Origin of the sequence: Mycolicibacterium aromaticivorans JS19b1 = JCM 16368, assembly GCF_000559085.1 — a bacterium.
GTDB lineage: Bacteria > Actinomycetota > Actinomycetes > Mycobacteriales > Mycobacteriaceae > Mycobacterium > Mycobacterium aromaticivorans.
Window position 1 is genome coordinate 115,654 of sequence record NZ_JALN02000001.1, and the last position, 25,331, is coordinate 140,984.

Annotated in this window: 14 protein-coding genes; 4 read left to right on the forward strand and 10 right to left on the reverse strand. The window is 67.2% G+C overall.

The annotated features are described in order from the left end of the window. Nucleotide 1: 1 nt before the first annotated feature. Together ileS and Y900_RS00585 are read right to left on the reverse strand one after the other, a co-directional pair. Nucleotides 2-3,145 carry an isoleucine--tRNA ligase gene (gene ileS / locus Y900_RS00580; protein WP_036345431.1) on the reverse strand — a complete coding sequence of 1,048 codons (3,144 nt, stop codon included), beginning with the start codon at nt 3,143-3,145 and terminating at the stop codon, nt 2-4. 233 nt (nt 3,146-3,378) lie between these two features. Beyond that, nucleotides 3,379-3,972 (reverse strand): hypothetical protein, encoded by a 594-nt coding sequence (locus Y900_RS00585; protein ID WP_036345434.1) that lies wholly within the window; start codon nt 3,970-3,972, stop codon nt 3,379-3,381. Nucleotides 3,973-4,106: 134 nt separating this feature from the next. Here Y900_RS00585 and Y900_RS00590 point away from each other — a divergent pair, with 134 nt between their 5' ends. Genes Y900_RS00590 through Y900_RS00605 form a run of 4 tightly spaced genes read left to right on the forward strand, consistent with a single transcriptional unit; the run spans nt 4,107 to nt 7,329 of the window. After that, a complete protein-coding gene (locus tag Y900_RS00590; RefSeq protein WP_036337787.1) occupies nt 4,107-4,463 on the forward strand; it encodes a hypothetical protein in 357 nt (118 codons plus the stop codon). Between the two features lie 40 nt (nt 4,464-4,503). After that, the gene (locus Y900_RS00595) at nt 4,504-5,238 is read left to right on the forward strand and encodes a hypothetical protein (RefSeq protein ID WP_036337789.1); all 735 of its coding nucleotides are present in this window, start codon (nt 4,504-4,506) and stop codon (nt 5,236-5,238) included. 39 nt (nt 5,239-5,277) lie between these two features. Next, nucleotides 5,278-6,555 (forward strand): glycosyltransferase, encoded by a 1,278-nt coding sequence (locus Y900_RS00600; RefSeq protein ID WP_036337790.1) that lies wholly within the window; start codon nt 5,278-5,280, stop codon nt 6,553-6,555. Between the two features lie 45 nt (nt 6,556-6,600). Further along, on the forward strand, nt 6,601-7,329 hold the full coding sequence (locus Y900_RS00605; RefSeq protein ID WP_036337794.1) for a GAP family protein: 729 nt from the start codon (nt 6,601-6,603) through the stop codon (nt 7,327-7,329). A 9-nt stretch (nt 7,330-7,338) separates the two neighbouring features. On the opposite strand, the gene Y900_RS00610 is transcribed toward Y900_RS00605, so the two are convergent. From Y900_RS00610 to mutA, 8 genes are all read right to left on the reverse strand, one after another. After that, the gene (locus Y900_RS00610) at nt 7,339-8,691 is read right to left on the reverse strand and encodes a hypothetical protein (protein WP_036337796.1); all 1,353 of its coding nucleotides are present in this window, start codon (nt 8,689-8,691) and stop codon (nt 7,339-7,341) included. 9 nt (nt 8,692-8,700) lie between these two features. Next, nucleotides 8,701-10,056, reverse strand: a complete 1,356-nt coding sequence (locus tag Y900_RS00615) for a hypothetical protein (protein WP_051659802.1) — start codon at nt 10,054-10,056, stop codon at nt 8,701-8,703. Nucleotides 10,057-10,060: 4 nt separating this feature from the next. Continuing rightward, on the reverse strand, nt 10,061-11,515 hold the full coding sequence (locus tag Y900_RS00620) for a condensation domain-containing protein (RefSeq protein WP_036337801.1): 1,455 nt from the start codon (nt 11,513-11,515) through the stop codon (nt 10,061-10,063). Between the two features lie 22 nt (nt 11,516-11,537). Next, nucleotides 11,538-17,825, reverse strand: coding sequence for a sulfolipid-1 biosynthesis phthioceranic/hydroxyphthioceranic acid synthase (gene pks2 / locus Y900_RS00625; RefSeq protein ID WP_036337805.1), 6,288 nt, complete (start codon nt 17,823-17,825; stop codon nt 11,538-11,540). Nucleotides 17,826-18,834: 1,009 nt separating this feature from the next. After that, nucleotides 18,835-20,103, reverse strand: a complete 1,269-nt coding sequence (gene lipL, locus Y900_RS00630; protein WP_202807772.1) for an esterase/beta-lactamase LipL — start codon at nt 20,101-20,103, stop codon at nt 18,835-18,837. A 73-nt stretch (nt 20,104-20,176) separates the two neighbouring features. Beyond that, a complete protein-coding gene (gene meaB, locus Y900_RS00635; protein WP_036337810.1) occupies nt 20,177-21,157 on the reverse strand; it encodes a methylmalonyl Co-A mutase-associated GTPase MeaB in 981 nt (326 codons plus the stop codon). Then, entirely contained in the window at nt 21,157-23,412 is a 2,256-nt protein-coding gene (gene scpA, locus Y900_RS00640; RefSeq protein ID WP_036337813.1) for a methylmalonyl-CoA mutase, read from the reverse strand. Before scpA ends, meaB begins: the two co-directional genes overlap by 1 nt. Before the next feature lie 3 nt (nt 23,413-23,415). Then, entirely contained in the window at nt 23,416-25,275 is a 1,860-nt protein-coding gene (gene mutA / locus Y900_RS00645; protein ID WP_081844942.1) for a methylmalonyl-CoA mutase small subunit, read from the reverse strand. Nucleotides 25,276-25,331: the final 56 nt, after the last annotated feature.

Here is a 25,331-nt window from a genome sequence, read left to right on the forward strand (position 1 = left end):
GTCAGGCCTTGCTGATCGCGACCAGCACCCCGTCGCCGATCTCCACGGCACCATCCGGCTCACCGAAGTCGAAACTCGTCGCGAGGATCTCGCCGGCGATCAGATCGGTGTGCGCCGCAGCCCAATCCGCCCGTTCGGCGGGCACCGACATGACCACCCGAATGCGGTCACTGACGTCCAGACCGCTGGACTTGCGCAGATCCTGCAGTTCACGGATGCGGTCCTTGGCCCAGCCTTCGGCCTCCAACTCCGGGGTGAGGGTGCCGTCGAGCACCACCAGGCCGGCACCGTCGGGCAGCGCCGCCGTCCATTCCGGATCGGCGGCCACCAGCTTGGCCGTGAACTCCTCCGGAAGCAGCACGGCCGGGCCGGCGGTGAGCGTCCCGTCGGCGTTGAGCACATAGTCGCCCGCCTTGACGGCCTTGATCGCCGCCTGGACGTCCTTGCCGATGCGCGGGCCTGCAGCCCGCGCATTGACCGCGAGCTCGAACCGGCCGTAGGCGGGCACGTCGTCGGTGAGCTCGACGGCCTTGACGTTCAGCTCGTCGGCGATCAGGTCCGCGAACGGTTCGAGACTCTGCGGATTATCCACGGCAACAGTCAGTTTCGGTAGCGGAAGCCGCACGCGGAGCTTCTTGGCCTTGCGCAGCGAGGACGCCGTCGAGCAGACGTCGCGCACCTGGTCCATGGCGGCCACCAACGCCGGGTCCGCTGGGACCACGCCAGCCTGCGGCCAGTCGGTCAGATGCACCGAGCGCTCGCCGGTCAGACCCCGCCAGATCACCTCGGTGGCCATCGGCAGCAGCGGGGCCGCCAGCCGGGTGGTCACCTCCAGCACGGTGTGCAGGGTGTCGATGGCGTCCGGATCCTCTTCCCAGAAGCGCGAACGCGACCGGCGCACATACCAGTTCGTCAACGCTTCGGTGAACTGGCGCAGCTGCTCGCAGGCGCCGGAGATGTCGCAGACGTCCATCGACCCGGTCAGCTGGTCGCGCAACTCGGCGAGCTTGGCCAGGATGTAGCGATCCAGCACGTGGGTCGAATTCGTGCGCCAGGTACCGACTTTCGGCGCGTAAAGGGCGAGGAAGCTGTAGGCGTTCCACAGCGGGAGCAACACCTGGCGGACACCTTCGCGGATACCCTGCTCGGTGACGATCAGGTTGCCGCCCCGCAGAATCGGCGACGCCATCAGGAACCAGCGCATCGCGTCGGAGCCGTCGCGGTCGAAGACCTCGTTGACGTCGGGGTAGTTGCGCAGCGACTTGCTCATCTTCGCGCCGTCGTTGCCGAGCACGATCCCATGTGACACACACGTTTTGAAGGCAGGCCGGTCGAACAGCGCGGTGGCCAGCACATGCAAGGTGTAGAACCAGCCGCGGGTCTGCCCGATGTACTCCACGATGAAGTCACCGGGGAAATGAGCTTCTTCCCCTCCCGCCGCCCCACCCAGGAACCAGTCCTCGTTCTCGAACGGGTAGTGCACCTGCGCGTACGGCATCGACCCGGAGTCGAACCACACATCGAAGACGTCCTCGATGCGGCGCATCGTCGAGTTGCCGGACGGGTCGTCGGGATTGGGCCGGGTCAACTCGTCGATGTACGGCCGGTGCAGATTGTCGGGTCGAACGCCGAAATCACGCTCGAGTTCGTCGAGGCTGCCGTAGACGTCGATCCGCGGGTACGCCGGGTCATCGGAGACCCACACCGGAATCGGGGTGCCCCAGTACCGGTTTCGCGAGATCGACCAGTCCCTGGCCCCGGACAGCCACTTGCCGAACTGACCGTCCTTGACGTGCTCGGGATACCAGGTGATCTGCTGATTGAGCTCCACCATCCGGTCGCGGAACTCGGTGACCTTCACGAACCACGACGACACCGCCCGGTAGATCAGTGGATTGCGGCAGCGCCAGCAGTGCGGATACGAGTGGTCGTAGGTTTCCTGGCGGATCAGTACCGGGGCGTTGACCGCGGCGGATCCGGTGCCGTTCTTGAGATCCCGGATGATCTGCGGGTTGGCGTCGAACACGTGCTGGCCCTGATAGTCGGGCACACTGGCATCGAAGCGGCCCTTGGAGTCCACCGGCGTCACCGGCGCGATGCCGACGGTGTCGGTGGTGGCCTTGTCATCCTCGCCGTACGCCGGGGCCATGTGCACCACCCCGGTGCCGTCCTCGGTGGTGACGAAGTCACCACGAAGCACCTGGAAAGCATTGGCGGAGTTCAGGAAATACGGGAACGGCGGCAGGTAGTGCAGCCCGAGGAGTTGTTCACCGGTGACGGTGGCGAGCACCTCGGGCTCCTCCCCCAGCTCGCGGGCATAGGCGGCGAGCCGGGCCTGAGCGAGCACCAGACGCCGGCCGTCGACCTGCACCACCACGTAGGTGACGTCGGGATTGACCGCGACGGCCTGGTTCGACGGCAGCGTCCAGGGCGTGGTGGTCCAGATCAGCAGGTAGGCGCCGTCCAGATCGGAGCCGGCCTGGTTGATCCGGAACCCGACGGTGATCGCCGGGTCCTGCCTGCTCTGGTAGACGTCGTCGTCCATGCGCAGCTCGTGCGACGACAGCGGGGTCTCGTCGTTCCAGCAGTACGGCAGCACCCGCACGCCCTCGTATGCCAGCCCCTTGTCCCACAACTGCTTGAACGCCCAGATGACAGACTCCATGAACGACAGGTCCAGGGTCTTGTAGTCGTTGTCGAAGTCGACCCAGCGCGCCTGACGCGTGACGTATTCGCGCCACTCACTGGTGTACTTGAGCACCGAGGCGCGGCAGGCGTCGTTGAACTTCCCGATGCCCATCTCTTCGATCTGGGCTTTGTCGGTGATGCCGAGCTGACGCTGCACCTCGAGTTCGGCGGGCAGCCCGTGGGTGTCCCAGCCGAACCGGCGCTCCACTTTGTATCCGCGCATCGTCCGGTATCGCGGCACGATGTCTTTGACGTAGCCGGTCAGAAGGTGGCCGTAGTGCGGTAGGCCGTTGGCGAACGGCGGACCGTCATAGAAGACGTATTCCTCGGCGCCGTCGCGCTGGGCGATGCTGGCCCGGAAGGTGTCGTCGGATGCCCAGTAGTCCAGGACATCGAGTTCGAGGGCCGGGAAGCTCGGTGAACCACCAGCCGGCTTCGGGTAGCCATTCTCGGTCACGGGTGCGTTCGTCTCCTGTGCCAGGTGTCTGGACACGGGGACGACGACGCGCGGAGTGCGCGAGCGCCGCGGTACCACCCCGCTTACGCACGTCGACGTGCGTCGCTCTTGAGAGGCTGTGACGGGCCCACCCGTTCGGTTCTACTCGGTCGTTCCCGCGCCGCGGCGCGGGCCTTTCTTCCGAAGGCTCCCCGGTGATGGCCGGATCGGCGCCGTTGGAGGAATTCTAGCCGTTAGACGGTGTCGCATATCGGGGTGGCCTCGGACGTCACACTGATCAGCCCGAGACGGAACTGGTTGGCCAATTCCTCGACCGTGCAGTGATCCAGCCGGCGCGAGTCGTACCACCAGTCCATCTGCACCTCGCCGTCGCAGCGGTAGGCGAGCACGCCCAGCGCCGGACCGTCGGCCAGTTGCAGCGGCCCTAGCGACGGCTCCGGAGGCAGCCCGAGGAACGAGAACGCCACGTCGGCCGGCGATGTGCTGAGCCGGGCTGGCGTCAGCGCGTCGCGAACCTCGGCCAGCAGGTCGTTGGCGTTCAGGCCTCGTTCGTCGGCGCAGCACAGCCGAATGGGCTGCACTGCGGTCAAGCCACTGACCATCACGAAACCGACCCCAATGGTTCTGGCGATCGCCCGGCCGAGAGCGGCCAGCAGCACTTCCTCGATGCCGACCAGGGCAGCCTCGACGGCTCCGTCCAGTTCGGCGGTCAGTTCGTGGGACAGGGGCGCCGACAATCGAACCAAATCTTCTGGTCGAGGCCGGCCGGGAATCTCATCATCGACTACCCGCACATTGCTAGACGGGTAGGTCACAGGAGCAACCATGGGATCACCGTAGCGGTCGTGTCCCATAAATGGGAGACCTATCCCAGAAGTGTGACGACGGTGTCAATTAAGTTATCAATTTGTCGTATGTAGTCAGCGGTACCCAATACCGGGAGTTCGGGTTATTGTGAGGCGTGCCCAGGACCGATGAGAACGGACGCCAGCTCAAAACCCTGCTCGACTACCTCCTCGACGGGGACATCGAGGCCCGAGACATCTACGACGCACTGGGCACCTCCAGCAGCACTTATTACCGGCGGGTGAAGGAGCACGACTACCCGAACGCCGAAGAACTGCGCCTGGTGGCCTCTCGATTCGGGCTCAGTTATCCCGATTTGCAAGTGCGGTTTGGACTTATGAGTCGCGAAGAAGTTCAAGAATATTTCGAATCCTCTCCATTTACGTTGGCGACAATTAATACCGCCACCGCCACGCGTAATAACGTGAAATTCTCAGAATTGAAGCCTCGACTCGACGCTCCTCCGCTGTAGTATTTGCTGAAGTTATTCGGGGGCGTAAGGCGACGAAGGCATGGGTCTTGGGGCACTGATCACGATCACGGTTGCGTGCGTGGTGTGGAGCCTGTGGATCAGGCGACTCACCTGGTCCTGCCGCTGGGAAGTGGCGGCCACCTTGAACATCGCACTGCAGGGTGCGGCGGTGTTCCTGATGTCTCCGTTCGCGTCTGAAACCATCGGTCAGCTGTTGCACACGCTGACCGGAGTGTGGAACCTCGAGGACTACATCGGCCACGACTGCTACGTGGTGGCGGCCTCCGCGATCGTCTACAACGCGCTGGGCCGACTGCAGGACGACAATGCGACGCAGGCGGCATTCAAGCAATATGTCGAGCGGCCGGCGACGCTGTGCATTCCCTTGCTATTGGCAACCTTTTCGATGGGCAACGGGTCGAAAATATATCGCTCGGACTTCTTCACGGTGCCCACCGACTTCTGGCTCTCGGCCTACTGGCTGCTGCTGTGCGGAATGCTGATCTATCTGCTCGGCTACTCCGCTCGGGCGCTGCTCGTCCTGCGTCAGGATCCGCGGTCGCGACGCATCGCCAACATCTATCTGGTGTCCTCGGCCAGCGGCATCCTGGCCTGCACGATCCGCATCGTCACCGCCTACGTACCCCGGCTCCAGGAGATCGAGGGCGGCACGCTGGTGTGGTTCTTCGCCTGCTTCTGCGGCGCCGGCTTCGCCTTGACGGCCGCGCATTCGTGGCGGATCAAGACCCGGTGGTTCACCCACGCACCCAGCTGATGACCTGCCCGCACCCGGCGGGCCCGATAATGGTGATCGATGAAAATCGCGGTGACTATCCACGGAACCCGTGGTGATGTCGAACCCTGTGCGGCCGTAGGTCTTGAGCTCCGGCGCCGCGGCCACGACGTACACCTGGCGGTGCCCCCGAACCTCGTCGCGTTCACCCGCGCTGCGGGCCTGCCGGCCACCGCCTACGGGCCCGACTCACAACAACAGCTGCAGGGGGACGTCTTCGAGCGGCCCGATGCCCTGACCGCCGCCGCGCCCGCGGACTGGCTGCGGCTGGGTAACCCGCTGAACGCGCTGCGCAAGGCGCGTACCGCCGCCACCCGCGGCTGGGATGAGATGGCCGACACGCTGCTCGGCATGACCGAGGGCGCCGATCTGGTCGTCAGCGGAACGGCTTACCAGGAGATCGCCGCCAACGTCGCGGAGTTTCGCGGGCTTCCGCTGGCCCAGGTGCACTACTTCCCGGTTCGGGCCAACACCCAGGTGCTGCCCGTGCGGCTGCCAGCGCCGATCACCAGGGCCGCGTACGCGGCGGGCGAGTGGATGCACTGGCAGCTGCTGAAACCGGCCGAGACCAGGCAGCGCCGCACGCTGGGCCTGCCTTCGACCAGGACCCGACCGGTCGGCCGGATCGTGGCCGCCGACACCCTGGAGATCCAGGCCTACGACCCGGTGTTCTTTCCGGGGCTGGCCGGTGAGTGGGGTGACCGGCGACCGCTCATCGGATCCCTGACACTGCAGATGCCCACAGAGGTCGACGACGAGGTCAGCTCCTGGATAGCCGCGGGCACGCCGCCTGTCTACTTCGGCTTCGGCAGCATGCCGCTGGACTCCCCCGCCGAGGCGGTACGGCTGATCAGCGACGTGTGCGAGGAACTCGGCGAACGCGCGCTGATCTGCGCCGGGTTCTCCGACTTCGACACCACCGGCACGGCGCCGCACGTCACGATCGTGCCGTCGGTGAACCATGCCGCGGTGTTCCCGGCCTGCCGCGCGGTGGTGCATCACGGCGGCGCCGGCACCACCGCGGCCGGCATTCGCGCCGGAGTCCCCACTCTGGTGCTGTGGGTAGCGGCCGAACAACCGCTTTGGGGCAAACAGGTCGCACGGCTCGGCATCGGCGCGACCCGGCGGTTCGCCGCGACCACGCGCGGTTCGCTACTAACCGACCTGCGAGCCGTTCTGGCTCCGGAAATGGCACACCGGGCTCGTTTGCTCGCCACGCGAATGAGCACGCCGTCAGAGAGCGTCGCGACGGCAGCCGACCTTCTGGAGAAGGCCGCCCGCAACCGCCACGCGGGGTGACGTCCACTCTGCCCGCCGCATGCCGGCAAGGTAGAATTCGGCGTTGTGTGGACAACCGTGGTGCTGCTCGGCCTCGCCGTCAGCATCGAGCCCGCACGTATCGCTCTGATCGCACTGCTGCTGACCCGACCACGTCCCGCGCGACACCTGGCTGTCTTCCTCTGCACCGGCCTGGCAATGAGCCTCAGCGTGGGCTTCACGGTCCTGTTCATTTTCCATCACAGCTTCCTGGGCAAAGCCGATCTCAACCCGGCCCTCATCCAGATCGGCATCGGCGTCGTCGCCGTGCTGCTCGGTGCCCTGCTCATGTCGAAGATCCCGTTGCGCCAGTTCTCCCGCAAGGAGATGGCCGAGGTGCCCGCCGGGGGCGCCAACGAGACCGTCCTGGAGGTCGAGAAGGAACTGGCTCCGGGCCGGTTCAAGCGACTGAGCACCAGGGTGCGCGCGTTCGTGCAGGGTGAGTCGTCCTGGTTCTCCGGGTCCATCGGCGCCGCCCTGGCGATGCCGAGCGTCGACTACATGGCCCTGCTGGCGCTGATCATCGCGTCGAAAACCCCACCGGCCGAGCAGGCCGCGGCCCTGGTCACCTTCCTGCTGCTGGCCAGTTGGGCGGCCGTCATCCCGCTGCTCAGCTTCATGGTGGCGCCGGCCAAAACCCGAGTGTGGGTGCAGCGCTTCAACGACTGGATCCGCACCCGCACCCGCAGGCATGCGGGCATGTTCGTCGCAGCGGTCGGTGTGATCTTGATCGGGGTCGGCCTGCACGGGCTGTGACCCCGCGAGTCACTCGACGACGGCGTTCAGCCCGAATTCGGTCAGTGTCTGACCCACCAGGCCCCGCAGTCGCTGCTTGGTGTTCTCGCCGCCGATCTCGTAGGCCTCGATGGAGATCACGACCTTGCCGTTGATCCGCGCGGACACCACGACAAGCTGACCGTGCGAACGTTCGATCTCGCGCCGCGTCACGTTCTGGTCGAGGGCCCTCAGCACGATCTTCTCCGCGGTTGTGCCGTCCACCTGGGCGATCTGCGGAGGCAGGTCCCCAAGGTTGGAGCAGGACACCGGGAGGTCCTCGGAGTAGGAGAACAACAGCTCGGCCACTCCCTTGACGGCGACCTGAGGCAACCATGGCATCAACGGGAAGAGTTGCATCGCCGGGTCGGTTTGTTCCTTGGCCATCTGCCGTGACTCACGCACGACGGCACGCGACTCGGTCAGGTCGACGGTCACCTTCTCCGGGTCGACGGTGGCGTTGGCGAAGGCCATTGCCAGTGCACGGTCGTCCTCGAGGCTCTCACGCAGGTTGATCGCGATCACCAGCGTCACCGCGCCGTCGGACTTGCGGCGCCGGCCCAACCGCTCGGCGACCTTCGCGGTCACGCCGACGAGCAACGAATACCCGTTGCCGCCAAGGCTTTCCGCACGAGCATCCCACTCGGCGAGGTCGACGAACGCGGCCACCGAGGGCACGTGGACGATCTCGTCCAGGCCGGATTGATCGACGCGCTTCCTGCGGGACTGGATCACATCCCGGCGCTTGCTCCACAGCAGCTTCGCGCCGATGACCAGCGCCCGACGCGTCTCGGGCAGGTCCCGCAGCGCCTGGCGTGCGTCGGCGGCCAGCGCCTGGCGCCGGGGCCGCGAGCCGGGGCGGCCATAGCCGCCGTCGCGGATATTGCCGGTGACCGCCTCGAAGATGGCCAGCCCGGCGGCGGTGCCGTCGCCGATCACATGCGACGCCACGATGCTGACAGCGGTGGCGCCGTCGGTCAGCGGCTGGACCACCAGGTACCACGTGGGGCCGTGTTCGGGGTCGATCGGGAGGGTCGCGAGCTCGTCGGCCCAGTCCATGAGTTCGTCACGCGGACGCGGCGTCGCGTTGAACTGGATCTCCGATGGCGCCTCGCGGGGTTGGACCCACCGCGGCCTGCCGAACGGCAGCGGCGAGCGCTCGATGCGCCTGCCGCCGAGCGAGTCGGCGATGTTGCGGTGGAATCGCCGCAGCCCCTCGATGTCGACGGGATGTTCGTACACCCACACGGCTTGCATGAGCTGCCCGCGACCGGTGGCACGCATCAGCTCGAAGGCCGTCTGATCGAAGAATTCGAGCCGGTGTTCTTGCGACTCAGCACTCACTGCGCAACCTCACTCGACGATGCCGGACAGTTCGAACTCTGCCAGGGTCTGGGTGATCACCCCACGCAGGCGCTGACGTGAGTTGTCGGCGCCCGGCTGGTAGCTCATCACGGGAACGATGACCATACCGCCGACGCGCGCCGACGCCACCGTCATCAGGCCGCGCCGTCGTTCGAGGACGTCGAGGGTGAGGTTGCGGTCGACCCCGCCGAAGTAGAAGCGCTCCGACGGTGTTCCGTCGAGTTGCAGCAGATCATCGGGGACGTCACCCATGTTCGAACACGACACCGGTACGTCGGAAGAGAAGTTGAAGGCCATGTCGGCCATCCGACCCATGGCCCGCTTGGGCAGGAACGGGATCAGCGGCAGCAGCTCGACCATCTCGTCGGGCTTCTCACGCGCGGTGATCAAACCCTTCTTGATCGCCGAGCGGGCGCCGGAGAGATCCTTGGCGACCGGGGCGGGGTCAAACGTCACGTTGGCGATGGTCACGACGTTGCCGCCGGTGTCCCCGGGGCTGTCACGCTCGCTGACCGGAATCATCAGCGTCGCCGCACCGTCACTGGGACGGGTTCGGCCGAGGTTCTGCGCCAGCTTGCCGGCAAATCCGGCTACCAGCGAAAAGTGGTTCCCGCCAAGGTCTTTCGCGCGCTGGTCCCACAGTTCTTTGTCGATGACGGCGGTCGTGAAGGCAATCATGACCGGCTTCCCATCACCGTGAGCGGGCGCCGACACCGGCTTGCTCGGGCGCACCAGCTCGTCCTTGCGACGGGTTGCGACTTTGGCCGCCTTGACCAGGGTCCGCCCGATCTCCGGCAGGTCGGATCCGAGCTGACGAAGATCCTCCAGCACGGCGCGCGAACGGGTGCGGGAATTCCGGGGCGGATAACCGAGGTCCTTGCCGGCACCGTGGACCGCGGCGATGACCGACGCCACGATGCCGCCGCCGTCGACGACGGTGTGCGACACGACGAGGCTCACCGCGGTGTTCCCGTCGGTGAACGACTGGACGCCGATCCGCCAGGCCGGCGAATATTCGGGGTCGAGCGGCAGCTCCACCTGCTCATGCGCCCAGTCCCACAGCTCCTCGCGCGGTCGCGGCTGCTCGGCGATCTCCAGCGGCGCCTGTGGCCCGGCGACAGACACCCACCGGTGCCGACCGAACGGCAGCGGTGAGGTCTCGACCAACCGGCCGACGAGCCCGCGGCCGAAGTTCTGGTGGAATCGCCGAACACCGTCGAGGTCGACAGGATGCTCGTAGATCCAGATGAGCTGCATGACGGCTTCTTGGCCGGCGCCACGCAGCGCCAACAACAACGCCTGATCGGCGTAGGGCACTACGTTGTCAGGTTTGGGCTTCCCCACCGGGTCAGACCGTCGCGATGGGCACGCGAGACGACGAGACCAGCTCGGATCGGCCGTCGGCCACCCGGAGATAAATGCACTTCATCAGCTCGACGAACTCGGCGACCGATTCGCGGGCGATCGGGTTGTCCGGGTAGGCGACGGTGATGATCGTGCCGGTGGCACGACGGTTGACCCACATGCCGACCTGATTGGCCGCGCCCAGATCGGTGTAGATGTGCCCACCCCGCGCATACCACTGCGACATGATCACCGGGTTCAGCGGCGGCAGGCCCACATCGAGGTAGGACAGCATCGGGACGCCGGGTCCGGCGGGGCGGATACGCGGGGTCTCCTCGGTGTCGGCGAGCTCGTAGACCCGCTCGATCGGCACGTTGGCCAGCGGCATCCCGGAGTCGAAGGACTCCTGAGCGGCCCGGGCGACTTCGGCGAAGTTGCGGGCGGCGACCGGCACCGAGAGCGGAACCACGCCGGTGAACCAGCCCGTGGTCATGAACTCCGCGGGCGTGCTGCGGGTGGTGGTCGGGGTGATGACGTAGTAGTCGTCGTCGCCGGTCACCTGCCGGTGGGCCAGCGCCGCGGCGGCGAACACACCGCCGATGAAGCGCACACCCGCCGAGGTGCAGGCCGACTCGAAGCGGTCGGTCTCGTGCTCGTCCATCAGCTGCACGGTGAGCAGGTCGCCGCTGCAATGCACCGAGGGATCGCCCAGCGGCAGCGGGAACGTCGGCATGGTGCCGCCATTGCTCTCCAGGAAGTCCAGCCAGCCGCGAACATCCGACGAGTCCATGGTCAGCTGCTCGGTGTACTCGTGCTGACGCGCGCAGTAGTCCTGGTAGCTGCCGGCCTCGGGCAGGCGCAGCGGTGCTCCGCCGCCGGCCAGCGCCTCGTAGTTCATGTGCATTTCCACGAACAGCGCCATCATCAGCATCGCGTCGGCGTGCAGGTGATCGACGCTGACGTAGAACGTGAAGTGATCGTCACGCTGGATCACACCGAACCGGAAGCAGTCCCACTCCAGCGGGCTCGGGGTGTCGAGCACGTGCTTCTTCCACTGCGCGGAATTCATCTCGCCGTGCTTGGTGGCCACGAACTGGATGTCGTTCGGGTTGTCCACGGTGTGCCGGACCAGCCGGTCGGTGCCGCTGTCGTCGGAGACGAACTCGAACCAGCTGTGGAACGTGTCGTGCCGGCGCAGGTAGGCGTTGATGACGAAGGTCATCGCGCGCACGTCGCACTTGCCCGGCATGTTCCACGCCGGGATCAGGAGCCGCGCCATCTCCAGGCCGTTGGCCGTGTGATTGCGGTAGCTGCGAATGTGCTGACCCTGCTGGTAGCTCGCAGGCACATCGCTGACCGGTGCGTCCTGAACCTTCTTCAGGCACGCCGGTGACGGGCTCCACGACACGACCTTTCCCGGCGCGTCCACCCAGTCATGGATTGCGGTAAGTGCAACCACCCTAAATACCCCTTCGACCCAGTTAGCGGGATGCAGCTGACGTTATGACGCCGGCCAGTGTTTCGCACAGGCTGTCGGCCAACGACCGGACAGTCGTTATGTCCATCGATCGGACGCGTATTCCCGTTTCAGTTTCGATACGCGTTCTCAGTTCCAGGTTGCCCAACGAATCCAGACCGTATTCGGAAATTGGCCGGTCCGGATCAATCGAGCGACGCAAAATCAGGCTGAGCTGCTCGGATACCAGACGACGCACCCGAGTCGGCCATTCCTCGACCGGCAACTCGTGCAACTCCGCCCGGAACGTGCTGGTGTCCGCAGGACGGTCGCCGCTGGCCTTGAAGGCCTCGGCGAACGGGCTGCGGGCGGCCAGATCGGTCAGCCACGGCGTCCCGATCATCGGCGCGTAACCGCTGTAGGCGCGGTCGTGGCGCAGCAGCGCTTCGAAGGCGCGAGCACCCTCGTCGGGGCTGATCATCGTGGTGTCGCCGGAGGCGGCCAGGTGCTTGCCCGCGCCGATCTCGTCCCACGCCGCCCACGCGATAGCCGTGGCAGGCAGACCCTGCGAACGACGCCAGTGGGTGAACCCGTCGAGCCAGCTGTTGGCCGCCGCGTACGCGCCCTGTCCCGGCGAGCCCATCAGGGCGGCCGCCGAGGAGAACGAGCAGAACCAGTCCAGCGGCTGTGCCGTGGTGGCCCGATGCAGATGCCAGGCGCCGTAGACCTTCGGCGCCCAGTCCCGGTCGATCAGCTCGTCGGTGATGTTGGGCAGGATGGCGTCCTCGACGACGGCGGCCGCGTGCAGCACTCCACGGACCGCCATACCGGTCGCGGTGGCCACCGTCACCAGGCGGTCGACCGTCTCCGACAGCGCGATGTCGCCGCTGACGACCTCGACCTGTGTTCCGGCGGCGCGCATGCGTTCGATCTCGACCAGCGCTTCCGGCTTCGGCTCCGACCGCGAGTTCAGCACGATCCGGCCGCAGCCGGCGTCGGCCATCTTCGAGGCGAGGAACAAACCAAGCCCGCCGAGGCCGCCGGTGATGATGTAGGAGCCGTCGCGGCGGAACACCTTGGCCTGCTCCGGCGGCACCACCACGCTGCTGTGGCCGACCTTCGGCACCGACAGCAGCAGCTTGCCGGTGTGCTCGGCCGCACCCATCACGCGGATGGCGGTGGCGGCGTCGGCCAGCGGGTAGTGCGTGGTCTCCGGCTGCGGCAGCACACCTTCGGCGGTCATCCGGTAGACGGTGTTGAGCAGCTCGCGGATCTGGGCGGGATGTGTGGTGGCCATCAGCGCCAGGTCGACACCGTAGAACGACAGGTTCTTGCGGAACGGGAACAGCCCGAGGCGGGTGTCACCGTAGATGTCCTTCTTGCCGATCTCGACGAACCGTCCGCCGAAGGCCAGCAGGTCGACACCGGCCCGCTGCGAGGCGCCGGTCAGCGAGTTCAGCACGATGTCTACGCCGTAGCCGTCGGTGTCCCGGCGGATCTCCTCACCGAAGGCGGCGCTGCGGGAGTCGTAGACGTTGGTGATGCCCATGCCGCGCAGGATGTCGCGGCGCTCCTCGGTGCCTGCGGTCGCGAAGATCTCCGCGCCGAAGTGCCGCGCGATCGCGATCGCGGCCTGACCCACACCGCCGGTCGCGGAGTGGATCAGCACCTTGTCCCCGGCCGTGATCTTGGCCAGGTCGACCAGGCTGTACCAGGCGGTCGCAGAGGCGGTGGACACCGCCGCGGCCTGGTCGTCGCGCAGGCCGGACGGCAGCGTGACGGCCACGTCGGCGTCGCAGGTCACGAATGTGCCCCAGCAGCCGTTGGGCGACATACCGCCCACGTGATCGCCGACCCGGTGCGACGTGACGTCGGGACCGACCGCGGTGACCACGCCGGCGAAGTCGATACCCAGCTGAGGGTGCAGACCCTCGAAGCTCGGATAGCGGCCGAAGGCCAGCAGCACGTCGGCGAAGTTCAGGCTGGACGCGGTGACCGCGACCTCGATCTGGCCCGGTCCCGGCGGGATCCGGTCAAACGCTGCCAGCTCCAGCGTCTGCATGTCACCCGGGACGCGGATCTCCAGGCGCATGCCGTCGCGGGAGTGGTCGACGACGGTGGTGTAGCGCTCGTCCGGCTGCAGGGGGCTCGGGAACAGGTGCGCGGAGTACCACTCGCCGGCGCGGAAGGCGGTCTCGTCCTCTTCCGAACCGGTGAGCAGTGCGCGGGCGACCAGCTTGGCGTCGACGTCGTCGTCGACGTCGATCTGGCTGGGCCGCAGCTGTGGGTATTCGGCACCGATCACGCGCAGCAGACCCCGCAGGCCGGCTTGTTCGAGGTTGGGCCGGTCGTCGGCCAGCACCGACTGGGCGTTACGGGTGACGACATGCAACCGCGGCGGCTCGCCAGCGGTGTCGGCGAGCTCGCGGGCGATCCGGACCAGGTGGCGCACCTGCTCTCCCCCGCGCAGCGGCATCTGCTCTTCCGGGCAGCCGGCGATGCGCGCCGGGGACACCACGACGACATTGTCGAACCCGCCCTGCGCGAAGTACGACGCGAGCCGCTCGGCGTTGCCGGCGTGGTCGGCCTGCTGCGGCCAGGACATGGTGGTGACGTCGGCGTCGTTCAGCTTGAGTGCATCGGTGAGCGCCGAGGCCAGCAGGTCCACGGTGTCGGAGGTGCTGACCAGCAGCCAGGTCGCCGAGTTGTTCTGGGTGACCTCGGCGAGCTGATGCTGGCGCCACTCGATACCGAGCAGGCGCTCGTTGAGCACCCGGTCACCCTCGTTGCTCTCCGACATGCCGCTGCCCATGCGCAGACCCTCGACGGTGAACAGCACCGTCCCGTAGTCGTCGAGCAGATCGATGTCGGCCTGGACAGTGGAGCCGTCGAGTGAGGTCACCCGGGTCAGGCAGTAGCGGGCGTTGCGCACCGCGCCGTGCACGCGCAACCGGTCCACCCCGAGCGGCAGCAGCAGCGCGCCGGTGCCGGAGGCCTGCACGCCCGGGTGGGCCGCGACCGACTGGAAGCAGGCGTCCAGCAGCGCCGGGTGAACGCCGTACGAGGTCTGCTGGTTGCGGATCGACGTCGGCAGGCCGATCTCGGCCAGCACGGTGTCAGCGTCCTCGTCGGCGGCGTTGACGGCCTGCAGCGCGGTGAACGCCGGGCCGAACTGGACACCGCGGCCGTCGAACCACTGACGAACCCCGTCGCCGTCGGCGCGGGTGGGATGAGCGCTCTGCAGCGCGTCCATGTCGTAGGGCTGCGGCTGCTCGCCGGCCTCACGCGCGGTCAGCACCGCACTGGCGCGCTGCTCACGCTCGCCGTCGATATCGGTCTCGACCATGAACCGCAGGACGCCCGGGGCTTCCGCCGAGGCGGTGGCGCTGACCGGGGTCAGATCCTTGAGCAGCAGCATCGCGTCGAACGTGACGTCGCGGACCTCGGCGTCGTCACCGAAAATGGTGCGCGCGGCGGCCAGTGCCATCTCGCAGTAGGCCGCGCCGGGCAACGCGGCGACGTTGTTGATCTGGTGATCGACCAGCCATGGGTGCGCACCGGTACCGACTTCGGCCGCCCAGGCGTGGCGCTCGGGCTCCTCCAGCAGTCGGACGTGCGACCCCAGCAGCGGGTGGGCCGCGACCAGGTGGGTGCCGCGGGTCTGGTTCTCCGCGCCGTCCGGGATCAGCACCAGGTTGCGGTGGGCCCAGGTGGGCAGCGGGGCGTCAACCAGGCGGCCGACCGGGTACAGCACCGAGAAGTCGACCTCGGCACCCGCGGAGTACAGGTCACCGAGGAATTCGCCCATGCCGTGCGGCACGTCCTGGCCGCGCCGCATACCGGCCAGCGCGGCGACGGAGATGTCCAGCGTGGCGGCGGTCTGGTCGATCGCGCGAATCAGCAGCGGGTGCGGGGACAGCTCCCCGAACACCCGGAACCCGTCTTCCAGCGCGGTCTGCACGGCGGCCGAGAACCGGACCGTGTGGCGCAGATTGTCCACCCAGTAGTCGGCGTCGCAGTACGGCTGCTCGCGCGGGTCGAAGGAGGTCGCCGAGTAATAAGGCACCTCGGGGGCCATCGGGGTGATGTCGTCGAGCATCTCGGACAGCTCGTCGAGGATGGGGTCGACCTGCGGCGAATGCGACGCCACGTCGACGTTGACCTCGCGGGCCATGATCTCGCGTGCTTCCCAGCCCGCCACGATCCGGCGGACGGTGTCGGTGTCACCGCCGATCACCGTCGACTTGGGCGACGCCACGACGGCGACCACCACGTCCTCGATGCCCTGCTGTTCGAGTTCTTCACGGACCTGCTGGGCGGGCATCTCGACCGACGCCATCGCTCCCCCGCCGGCCAGCCGCAGGCACAGCAGCGAGCGACGGCAGATGACCTTGACGCCGTCCTCCAGGGACAGCGCGCCGGAGACGACGGCGGCGGCGACCTCACCCAGTGAGTGGCCGATGACCGCTCCGGGCTGGACCCCGTAGGAGCGCATGGTGGCGGCCATCGCAACCTGGACGGCGAAGATCGTGGGCTGGACGCGATGGATGCCCTCGACGGTTTCGGGAGCGGTCATCGCCTCGGTGACCGAGAAGTCGGATTCGGCGGCGATCAGCGGCTCGATCTCGGCGATCTTCGCGGCGAAGACCGGCTCGGTGGACAGCAGACCGGTGCCCATCGACGCCCACTGCGAGCCCTGGCCGGAGAAGATCCAGACCGGGCCACGGTCGTCCTGCCCGACAGCGGGCTGGAACGGGTCGTCACCCTCGGCGACATGACGCAGGCCGGCGATCAGCTCGGCGCGATCGTCGGCGATGACCGAGGTGCGCAGCGGGCGGTGTCCGCGACGTCGGGCCAGCGTGTAGCCCAGGTCCCGCAGCGAAAGCTCCTCGCCTGCGCTCTCGACCCAATCGGCAAGGCGCGCCGCGGTGTTGCGCAGCTCCTCCACCGAGCTCGAGCACACCGGGAAGACCAGCAACTCCTTCGCGGCGTCGGGCTTGGCGGACTCGACGACCACCGGGACCTCGGGGGCCTGCTCGAGAATCAGGTGCACATTGGTGCCCGACATGCCGTAGGACGAGACGCCCGCGCGGCGCGGTCCACCGTCCTTGGGCCAGGGGATGTTCTCGGTCGGGACGAACATCCCTGTCTTGACCTTGGCGTTCTTCTCCGACAGCTCGGTGAAGTGCACGTTCTGCGGCACAACGCCGTGATGCACGGCCAGGACGGCTTTCATCAGACCCAGAACGCCCGCCGCAGACTCGGCGTGGCCGAAGTTGCTCTTGACCGACGTCAGGGCGCAGGGACCGTCGGTGCCGTAGACAGTGGAGACGCTGGTGAACTCGATGGTGTCCCCGACCGGCGTGCCGGTGCCGTGTGCTTCGACCATGCCCACGGTGGCGGGGTCGACGCCGGCTGCCTCCAGTGCGGCCTGGAATACGGAGACCTGTGCGTCGCGCGACGGGGTCAGGATGTTCTCGGTGCGGCCGTCCTGATTGGAGGCGGTGCTCTTGATGACAGCCAGCACCCGGTCGCCGTCACGCTGGGCGTCGTCGAGCCGCTTGAGGACGACGATCCCGCAGCCCTCGGAGCGGACGAATCCGTCGGCGGCGACATCGAAGGAGTGGCAGCGTCCGGTCGGCGACAGCATGCCCTGCCCCGACGACGAGGCGTAGAGGCGCTGATCCAGCATCAGCATCACGCCGCCCGCCAAGGCCATGTCGCTTTCGCCCGCGTGCAGGCTGCGGCAGGCCTGATGCACCGCGACCAGACTCGAGGAGCAGGCGGTGTCGGTGGTCAGCGCCGGGCCGTGCAGACCGAGCGCGTGCGAGATGCGGCCCGAGGCCATGCTGAACGGGTTGCCGGTGAAGGCATAGGCCTGATCGAAGGCGCCGGCGTCGCTGGTGACCATGGCGTAGTCGTCGTGGGACATCCCGATGAAGACACCGGTCGACGTGCCGGACAGCGAGGACGGGGTGAAGCCCGCCTGCTCGACGGCCTCCCAGCTGGTCTCCAGCAGCACCCGGTGCTGCGGATCCATCGCGGTGGCCTCGCGCTCGTTGATGCCGAAGAAGTCGGGATCGAACCCGGTGACATCGTCGATGAAGGCACCCCACTTCGACACCGACCGGCCGGGCACGCCGGGCTCCGGGTCGTAGAGGTCGTCAGCATCCCACCGGTCGGCCGGAACTTCAGTGACCAGATCGGCGCCGTCGAGCAACGCTTCCCACAGCTTGTGAGGAGAGTCGATACCACCGGGCAGCCGGCACGCCATGCCGACGACGGCGATGGGGGTGACAGATGTCTGACGCACGTCCGCTCACACCTCTCTTGGCACTTGCCAAGGCAACCCATCCCGACCTTGTAGCTCCGCGCGCCACGTCAAAGTTGCCAATGTCCTCGGTAGCCTAGCTGTTTTTCGTTAAGTGCGCGACAAATGTTTCGAGTTTTTGATTAGGGTTTGGACAAAGTGACCTTTGGCCCTGAGAGGTTGGCTGGTCCGGCGCATATCTGATTGCTGCCCATTCCCTCGCGGCACCCGATTAGACAGCGGCAGCGCTTTATCGAGCGATTCTAAAAAGCGCCTCTACCTGCAGCTTTACAAATTCTTTGCCATCTAGGCAAACCCCCAGACACCGCCGAAAACCCCCTCCGGGGGTCCAAGTGCGAAGTTGCAGGGTGTTTACTATCGCAATTCAGCCACAATTTGGCATCGGAGGCGTTATAGCAAATTTGGGATATGGGTTCACCGGAAAAGCCTCCACGACGAATCCGAATTGCTTGCCAACCACCATTCAATAATGCCGCATGTCACGCTGAACCGTGTCCCACCCCGTCGTCATAACGTGGCGTCCCTGAGAGTTTCCGCTACCGCGCCTCAGGATCAGAAAACCCTCTAGCCTGCAGCTACCGTCCCGTTACACAGGAGATGGCTACTAACCTGAGAGTAGGCTGAGATTTCGATATCAGAAACCATGAAAACGTGATTCAGGCCACATATACTCGCCGGCAGAGGTGTCGATTCTACCTTCACTGATATTTCACAGCTTGAGTCAGCAAACGGTTCTCGATAAATGACCGGCTATTCGCAGATAATGGGCGAACTTTTCCCGGAACGGAATCTTTAGCGCGGTTCAGCGGACACCCCGTGACATTTATCACCCGCTTAAGGGCGTCTTGTGAACTCCCTGTGAAAGTTAGCTGGCGCCCCGACAGGGGACGTTTGGCGAGGCCGGCGTAGGCGTCTTGGAACCCTCCGACCAGGCAACTTCCCGAACATCGGGGTTCACAGCAAGGGCTCAGAACGGTGAGGTGACGCGGAGCTAACCCGCGACGACCCCTGATACCGGCCGCGGGAACCGAGCACCGAACTCGGCGACCGGGGCGAAGCCGTGCTTGCGAGCCGACGCGGCGCCGCGCCGGATGAGCGCGGCGGTCGTCACGAAGCCGGCCTGGTCAGCCAGCACAAACGGGGTCAGCAGCCGGTTGTGTACGAAACTGAATGACAGCCCCGCCTCCGGAATTGCCCACCCGAGCGACCCGCCGAGTCCGACATGACCGAAGCCGGGCAGCACGCCCGGAATGGGCAGCGCGTGATAGCCGAGGTGGAATGCCAGCGGCAGGATCAAATTGCGATCCGGGGTGAGATTGCGCCGGCCGGTCAGGCCCGCGACCAATTCCGCGGACAGGAAGCGCTTGCCGTCGATCTCGCCGCCGTTGGCGATGGCGCCGTACATGCGGGCCAGGCTGCGTGCCGTGGCGACCCCGTTGGCCGCCGGCAGCTCGCTGTCCAGCAACGGCATGGCACCCTGCACCGTCGATCTCATGCCGGGGAAGTACATGGAGCCGAAGATGGCAGACAGCTCGAAGGCCGCGATCCTGGGCGCGACGCTGTTGAAGAACGGGTTCGGGATGTTCATCTGGGGCCCGATGATCGACGCCGCCTTGGTCGGCGCATCCGCGGGCGGGCGGCCAAGGTGGATCCCGTCGGTGTCCAGCGGCGCGGCCACCTCGGTGCGGATCAGCTCACGCATGCCGATCCCGGTGACCGCGCGCGCCAGCCCGGACAGCAGCCAGCCGTAGGTGAGCGCGTGGTACGCGGGCTTGCCGAAGTTCCGGCCGACCGGCGCCGCCGCGATGCGCTCCTCCATGACCACGTGGTCGAGCAGGTCGCGCCTGCGCACTCCGCGCAGATGTGCCAGACCGGCGCGGTGCTGCATCATCTCGCGCACGGTGATCGCGGCCTTGCCGTTGGCGCCGAACTCCGGCCAGTACTCGGCCACGGGTGCGTCGTAGTCGATGAGTCCGCGGTCCACCAGCCGGTGGATGACGGTCGAGGCCACCCCCTTGGTCGCCGAGAACACCATCGCGCCGGTGTCGGCCGACCAGTGCTGCCGTCCCCGTCGGTCCGACCAACCGGTCCAGACGTCGACCACCGGCTGCCCGTCGAGGTAGACCGCCAGTGCGCCGCCCCCGAACCGGGGATGTGGGAACATCGCGGAGAAATTGCGCAACGCGCAGGCGAAGTGCGGATCGGCGGCGCCCTGCAGCCCGTGGGGCAGTGCGTCGTGTCCGGGAGTCGCCTGAGTCACAGCTGAGAATTTAATCGGTCTAAGCACACCTGTAACAAATTGTTGCCATTTTGTTAGCTTGACGCACGGGGCGTCAGTTTGACTGGTCGGCCGCGTCGAGGATTCGTTGTGCGGCCAGCGCGGGGGTCAACTCGCCGTCGCGCACCTGCCGCTCGATCTCCGCGCGCTGCGTTCGCACGGCCGGGTGGTTCAGCACCCGGTCGAGAACCGCGTCGCGCACCATCGACCACGTCCAGTCCACCTGCTGCGCGCGCCGGCGGGCGTCGAACTCGCCCGCCTTGGTCAACACGTCGCGGTGTTGGCAGACCGTGTCCCACATCTCCCGCAGGCCGGTGCCCTCCACCGCGCTCATCGTCAAAACCGGTGGGCGCCAGAGTGTTTCACGAGGATAGATCAATCGTATCGCGGCGGTCAGCTCACGAGCGGCTGCTTTGGCCTCGGTGGCGTGCTTCCCGTCGGCCTTGTTGACCACGACGATGTCGGCGAGTTCCAGCACACCCTTCTTGATGCCCTGAAGCTGGTCGCCGGTGCGGGCCAGGGTGAGAAAGACGAAGGTGTCCACCATGTTGGCGACGGCCACCTCGGACTGCCCGACACCGACGGTTTCGATCAGGATCACGTCGAATCCGGCGGCCTCGACGAGCACCACAGTCTCCCGGGTCGCCTTGGCCACCCCGCCCAGCGTCCCCGAGGTGGGCGAAGGGCGGATATAGGCGTCGGGGTGCACGGCGAGCTGCGCCATCCGGGTCTTGTCGCCCAGAATCGAACCGCCGGTGCGAGTGGACGACGGGTCGACGGCCAGCACCGCGACCCGGTGCCCCCGCTCGATGAGGTACATCCCCAACGACTCGATGGTGGTCGACTTGCCCACCCCGGGGACGCCGGTGATCCCGACGCGAAGCGCCTTCCCCGCGTCGGGCATCAGCTCCAGGAGCAGCTGCTGGGCCTGATCGCGGTGATCGGCACGGGTCGACTCGACCAGCGTGATGGCCCGCGACAGCGCCGCACGATCGCCGCCGCGGATCGCCTCGGCCAGTCCGGGGATGTCGGGCATCAGGACAGGCTGTAGCCGAGCCGCTCGGCGAGCTTGTGCAGCAGATCGACCGCGGCGTCGGCGATCACCGTGCCGGGCGGGAAGATCGCAGTCGCGCCGGCGGCATAGAGCTCGTCGAAGTCGCCGGGCGGGATGACACCGCCGACGACCACCATGATGTCGGGTCGCCCCACCTCGGCCAGTGCGTCGCGCAGCGCAGGCACCAGCGTCAGATGACCGGCGGCCAGCGACGACACCCCGACCACGTGGACGTCGTTGTCGGCGGCCTGGCGCGCGACTTCCTCCGGTGTGGAGAACAGCGAACCGACGTCAACGTCGAAGCCGATGTCGGCGAACGCGGTGGCGATGACCTTCTGGCCGCGGTCGTGGCCGTCCTGGCCCATCTTGGCGACCAGGATGCGAGGCCGGCGGCCGTCGGCCTCGGCGAACTTCTCCACCAATTCGGTTGCGGTGCTCACGTTCTGGGCCTTCCCGACCTCGTCGCGGTACACCCCGGCGATGGTGCGGATCTCGGCCTGATGCCGGCCGTACACCTTCTCCAGGGCGTCGGAGATCTCGCCGAGGGTGGCCTTGGCGCGGGCGGCATTGATCGCCAGGGCCAACAGGTTGTTGCCCAAGCCGTCCTCACCGGCCGGACCCGAGGCGGCCGCGGCACGGGACAGGTCGTCCAGCGCGGCCTGCGTCGCGCGCTCATCCCGCTCACTGCGCAACTGCGCCAGCTTCGCGATCTGCTCGGCTCGCACCCGGCTGTTCTCGACCTTGAGGACCTCGATGTCCTGGTCCTCGTCGACCTGGTACTTGTTGACGCCGATCAGCGGCTGGGCACCCGAATCGATGCGCGCCTGCGTGCGCGCGGCAGCCTCCTCGATGCGCAACTTCGGGATGCCCTCGTTGATCGCCTGCGCCATCCCGCCGTGCTCGGCGACCTCCGCGATGTGCGCCCGGGCCTTCTCGGCCAGCTGGTAGGTCAACCACTCCACGTAGTAGGAGCCCGCCCACGGATCGATCGGCCGGGTGGTGCCGGATTCCTGCTGCAGCAGCAGCTGAGTATTGCGGGCGATGCGCGCGGAGAAGTCGGTGGGCAGCGCCAGCGCCTCGTCGAGGGCGTTGGTGTGCAGCGACTGGGTATGTCCCTGAGTCGCCGCCATCGCCTCGACGCAGGTCCGCGCGACATTGTTGAACACGTCCTGGGCGGTCAGCGACCAACCGGAGGTCTGCGAATGCGTGCGCAGCGACAGCGATTTGGGATTCTTGGCGCCGAACTCGGCAACGAGCTCACTCCACAGCAGCCGGCCAGCCCGGAGCTTGGCGACCTCCATGAAGAAGTTCATCCCGATACCCCAGAAGAACGACAGCCGCGGCGCGAACTTGTCGACGTCGAGCCCGGCGTCGCGGCCGGCCTTGAGGTACTCCACACCGTCGGCCAGCGTGTAGGCCAGCTCGAGATCGGCTGTGGCCCCGGCTTCCTGGATGTGATAGCCCGAGATCGAGATGGAGTTGAACTTCGGCATCTTGGCGCTGGTGTAGGCGAAGATGTCGGAGATGATGCGCATCGAAGGCTTCGGCGGATAAATGTAGGTGTTGCGGACCATGAACTCTTTGAGGATGTCGTTCTGGATGGTCCCGGCCAGCTTGTCCGGCGACACCCCCTGCTCCTCGGCGGCCACCACGTAGAGCGCCAGGATCGGCAGTACCGCGCCGTTCATGGTCATCGACACGCTCACCGCGGAAAGGTCGATACCGTCGAACAATTGGCGCATGTCGAGGATCGAGTCGATGGCGACACCGGCCATCCCGACATCACCGGCGACGCGGGGATGGTCGGAGTCGTAGCCGCGGTGAGTAGCCAGGTCGAATGCCACCGACAGACCTTTCTGACCGGCGGCCAGATTACGCCGGTAGAAGGCATTCGATTCTGCGGCGGTGGAGAATCCCGCGTACTGCCGGATGGTCCACGGCTGGTTGACGTACATGGTCGGGTACGGCCCGCGGATGAACGGCGGTTCTCCGGGGAAGCTGTCCAGCGGATATCCTGCGGCGACGACGGCGTCGCGGTCGGCGCCGACGTAGACCGGTTTGACGGCGATGCCTTCCGGGGTCTGCCACTCCAACTGCTCAGCGGTGTAGCCGTGCGCCGATGCGGCAGCGGCCACATGGTCGGCGACGGCGGCCACGGAGGGCGCCGGTGCGGGCCGGTCGCCGTGCAGCGGTACGTCGGCGAAGCTGGGTACGGTGCCCGTGGTTGAAGCGGTCATGGATCAGGCCCCCAATCGGGTGAGCAGGGACGAAAGCGCTTTGACCGCATCGATTTTCGCGGTCAGATAGCCGTCTGGTCTCTCGGCGGCCTCGGCGACCGCCTTCTCGGGGCCGGCCAGGTAGATCTGGGTCAGACCCGCGGCCCGCGCGGCCGCTACCACATCGGAGACGTCGGTGCCGTAGCGGGCGTCGGTGCCACAGAGCACCCCGACCGAGGCCCCGCTGTCGGCGACGGCGGCGCCGACAGTCGCGGCATCGACGGTGCCGGGGTTGACGGCTTCGATCCCACCGGAGGCCAGCAGGTTGGTGGCGAACGTCGCACGGATGTTGTTCTCGGCCAGCGGGCCAAGCGGCAGCAACAGAACCCGCGGGCGGGCGCCGGCACGGTCGAGGAAGGCGTCGGAGCGGTCCCGCAGCTCCTCGAACCCGACCGCGTAGCGCCGGACGGTGTCCGACGAGTTGTAGTGCGGCAGCGGCGGTTCGGCCAGATTCGGGAACTCATTGATTCCAGTCACCGGTGTCCGTCTGTGGGCGATGTCGTCGGCCCGACGCGCCCGTACCTGCTCGATCTGCTCGGCGACGTGGTCGGCAGCGGCAGTGAATCCGCCCTGGGACTCGATGTCCTGGAAGTGCGACCAGGCTTGCGCGGCAAGATTTCCGGTGAGGTCCTCGACGTACCAGGATCCGCCCGCCGGATCGAGGACCCGCCCGACATGGGACTCCTCCAGCAGCAACAGCTGAGTGTTGCGGGCGATGCGGCGGGCGAAGCCGGCGCTGATCCCGGGGAAACCGCTGGGGATCGCGACGTCGAACGGCAGCACTGTCACGGTGTCCGCTCCCCCGACCCCGGCGCCGAAAGCCGCCAGCGTGGTGCGGAGCATGTTCACCCACGGGTCGCGCTGGGTCATCATCGGCAGCGAGGTGACCGCATGCACGGTGGCGGCTCCGCTGTCCGGGTGGCCGAGCACGTCGGCGATCCGGGCCCAGAGTTGGCGGGCCGCACGGAATTTCGCGATCGTCAGGAACTGATCGTCGTCGGCCACCAACCGAAAGCTGATCTGGCGCAGCGCGTCGGAAACCTCGACGCCCGCATCGGCCAGGGCCCGCACGTACTCGACCGCGGCCCCCAGCGCGCCGGCGAGTTCCCACGCGGCGTTGGCGCCGCGGTTGTGGAACGCCGGTCCGTCGACGGTGATGGCGCGCACGCCCGTGCTGCCCGCCACGTTCGCGGCGACGCGGGTGACCTCATCGAGGGCCGGGGTCTCGGCGCCGCTGAGCGGCGAGGTCAGTGGATCGGCACCCAGGTCGATCGACATCGTGGCCCGTTGGGCGGCGTCGGCGCCGGCGATCAGGGTCAGCACCGCCTCGGCGGCGGCGGCGAACTGCGCCCCGGCGTCCAGGATCACCGGCGCGAGCTCGAGGAAGACCCCCTCCAACAGGCGGTCCAGGTCGGCGGGGGCGACGCCGGTGTCACCGACGCGCAGCACCAGCGCGCTGACCCCGTCGCCGAGGGCACCCAGCACCGCGGCGTTGCCGTCGGCGACGGTGCCCGAAACGCCCGGCCCACCGAACACTTCGGCGACCTTCCAGCCTGCGACCACATCGCGGTGGGCGTCGCCGCCGCGGACGAACGGCCAGTTGCCGGGCAACGGCGACTCGGGCAGCGCATCGAGCGCGGTGTAGAGGGGCCGGATGGCAAAGCCCTCGTAAGTCGGTGAGTCCAGCAGACTTTCGGGCTCGGCGGGCAGATCCGCCGGGTCCTTCCGGTTGCTCTTGGCCAGCACGCCGGCCACCGCGGTCCGCCAGCGGTCGCGGCCTTCCTCAACCTCTACTGACACCGGCAACTCCTGTTGTCGCAGCATGGGGCAGCCCGTCGCGGGATCAGCCATCAGACCATCAGGCTAAATGATCACTCCAG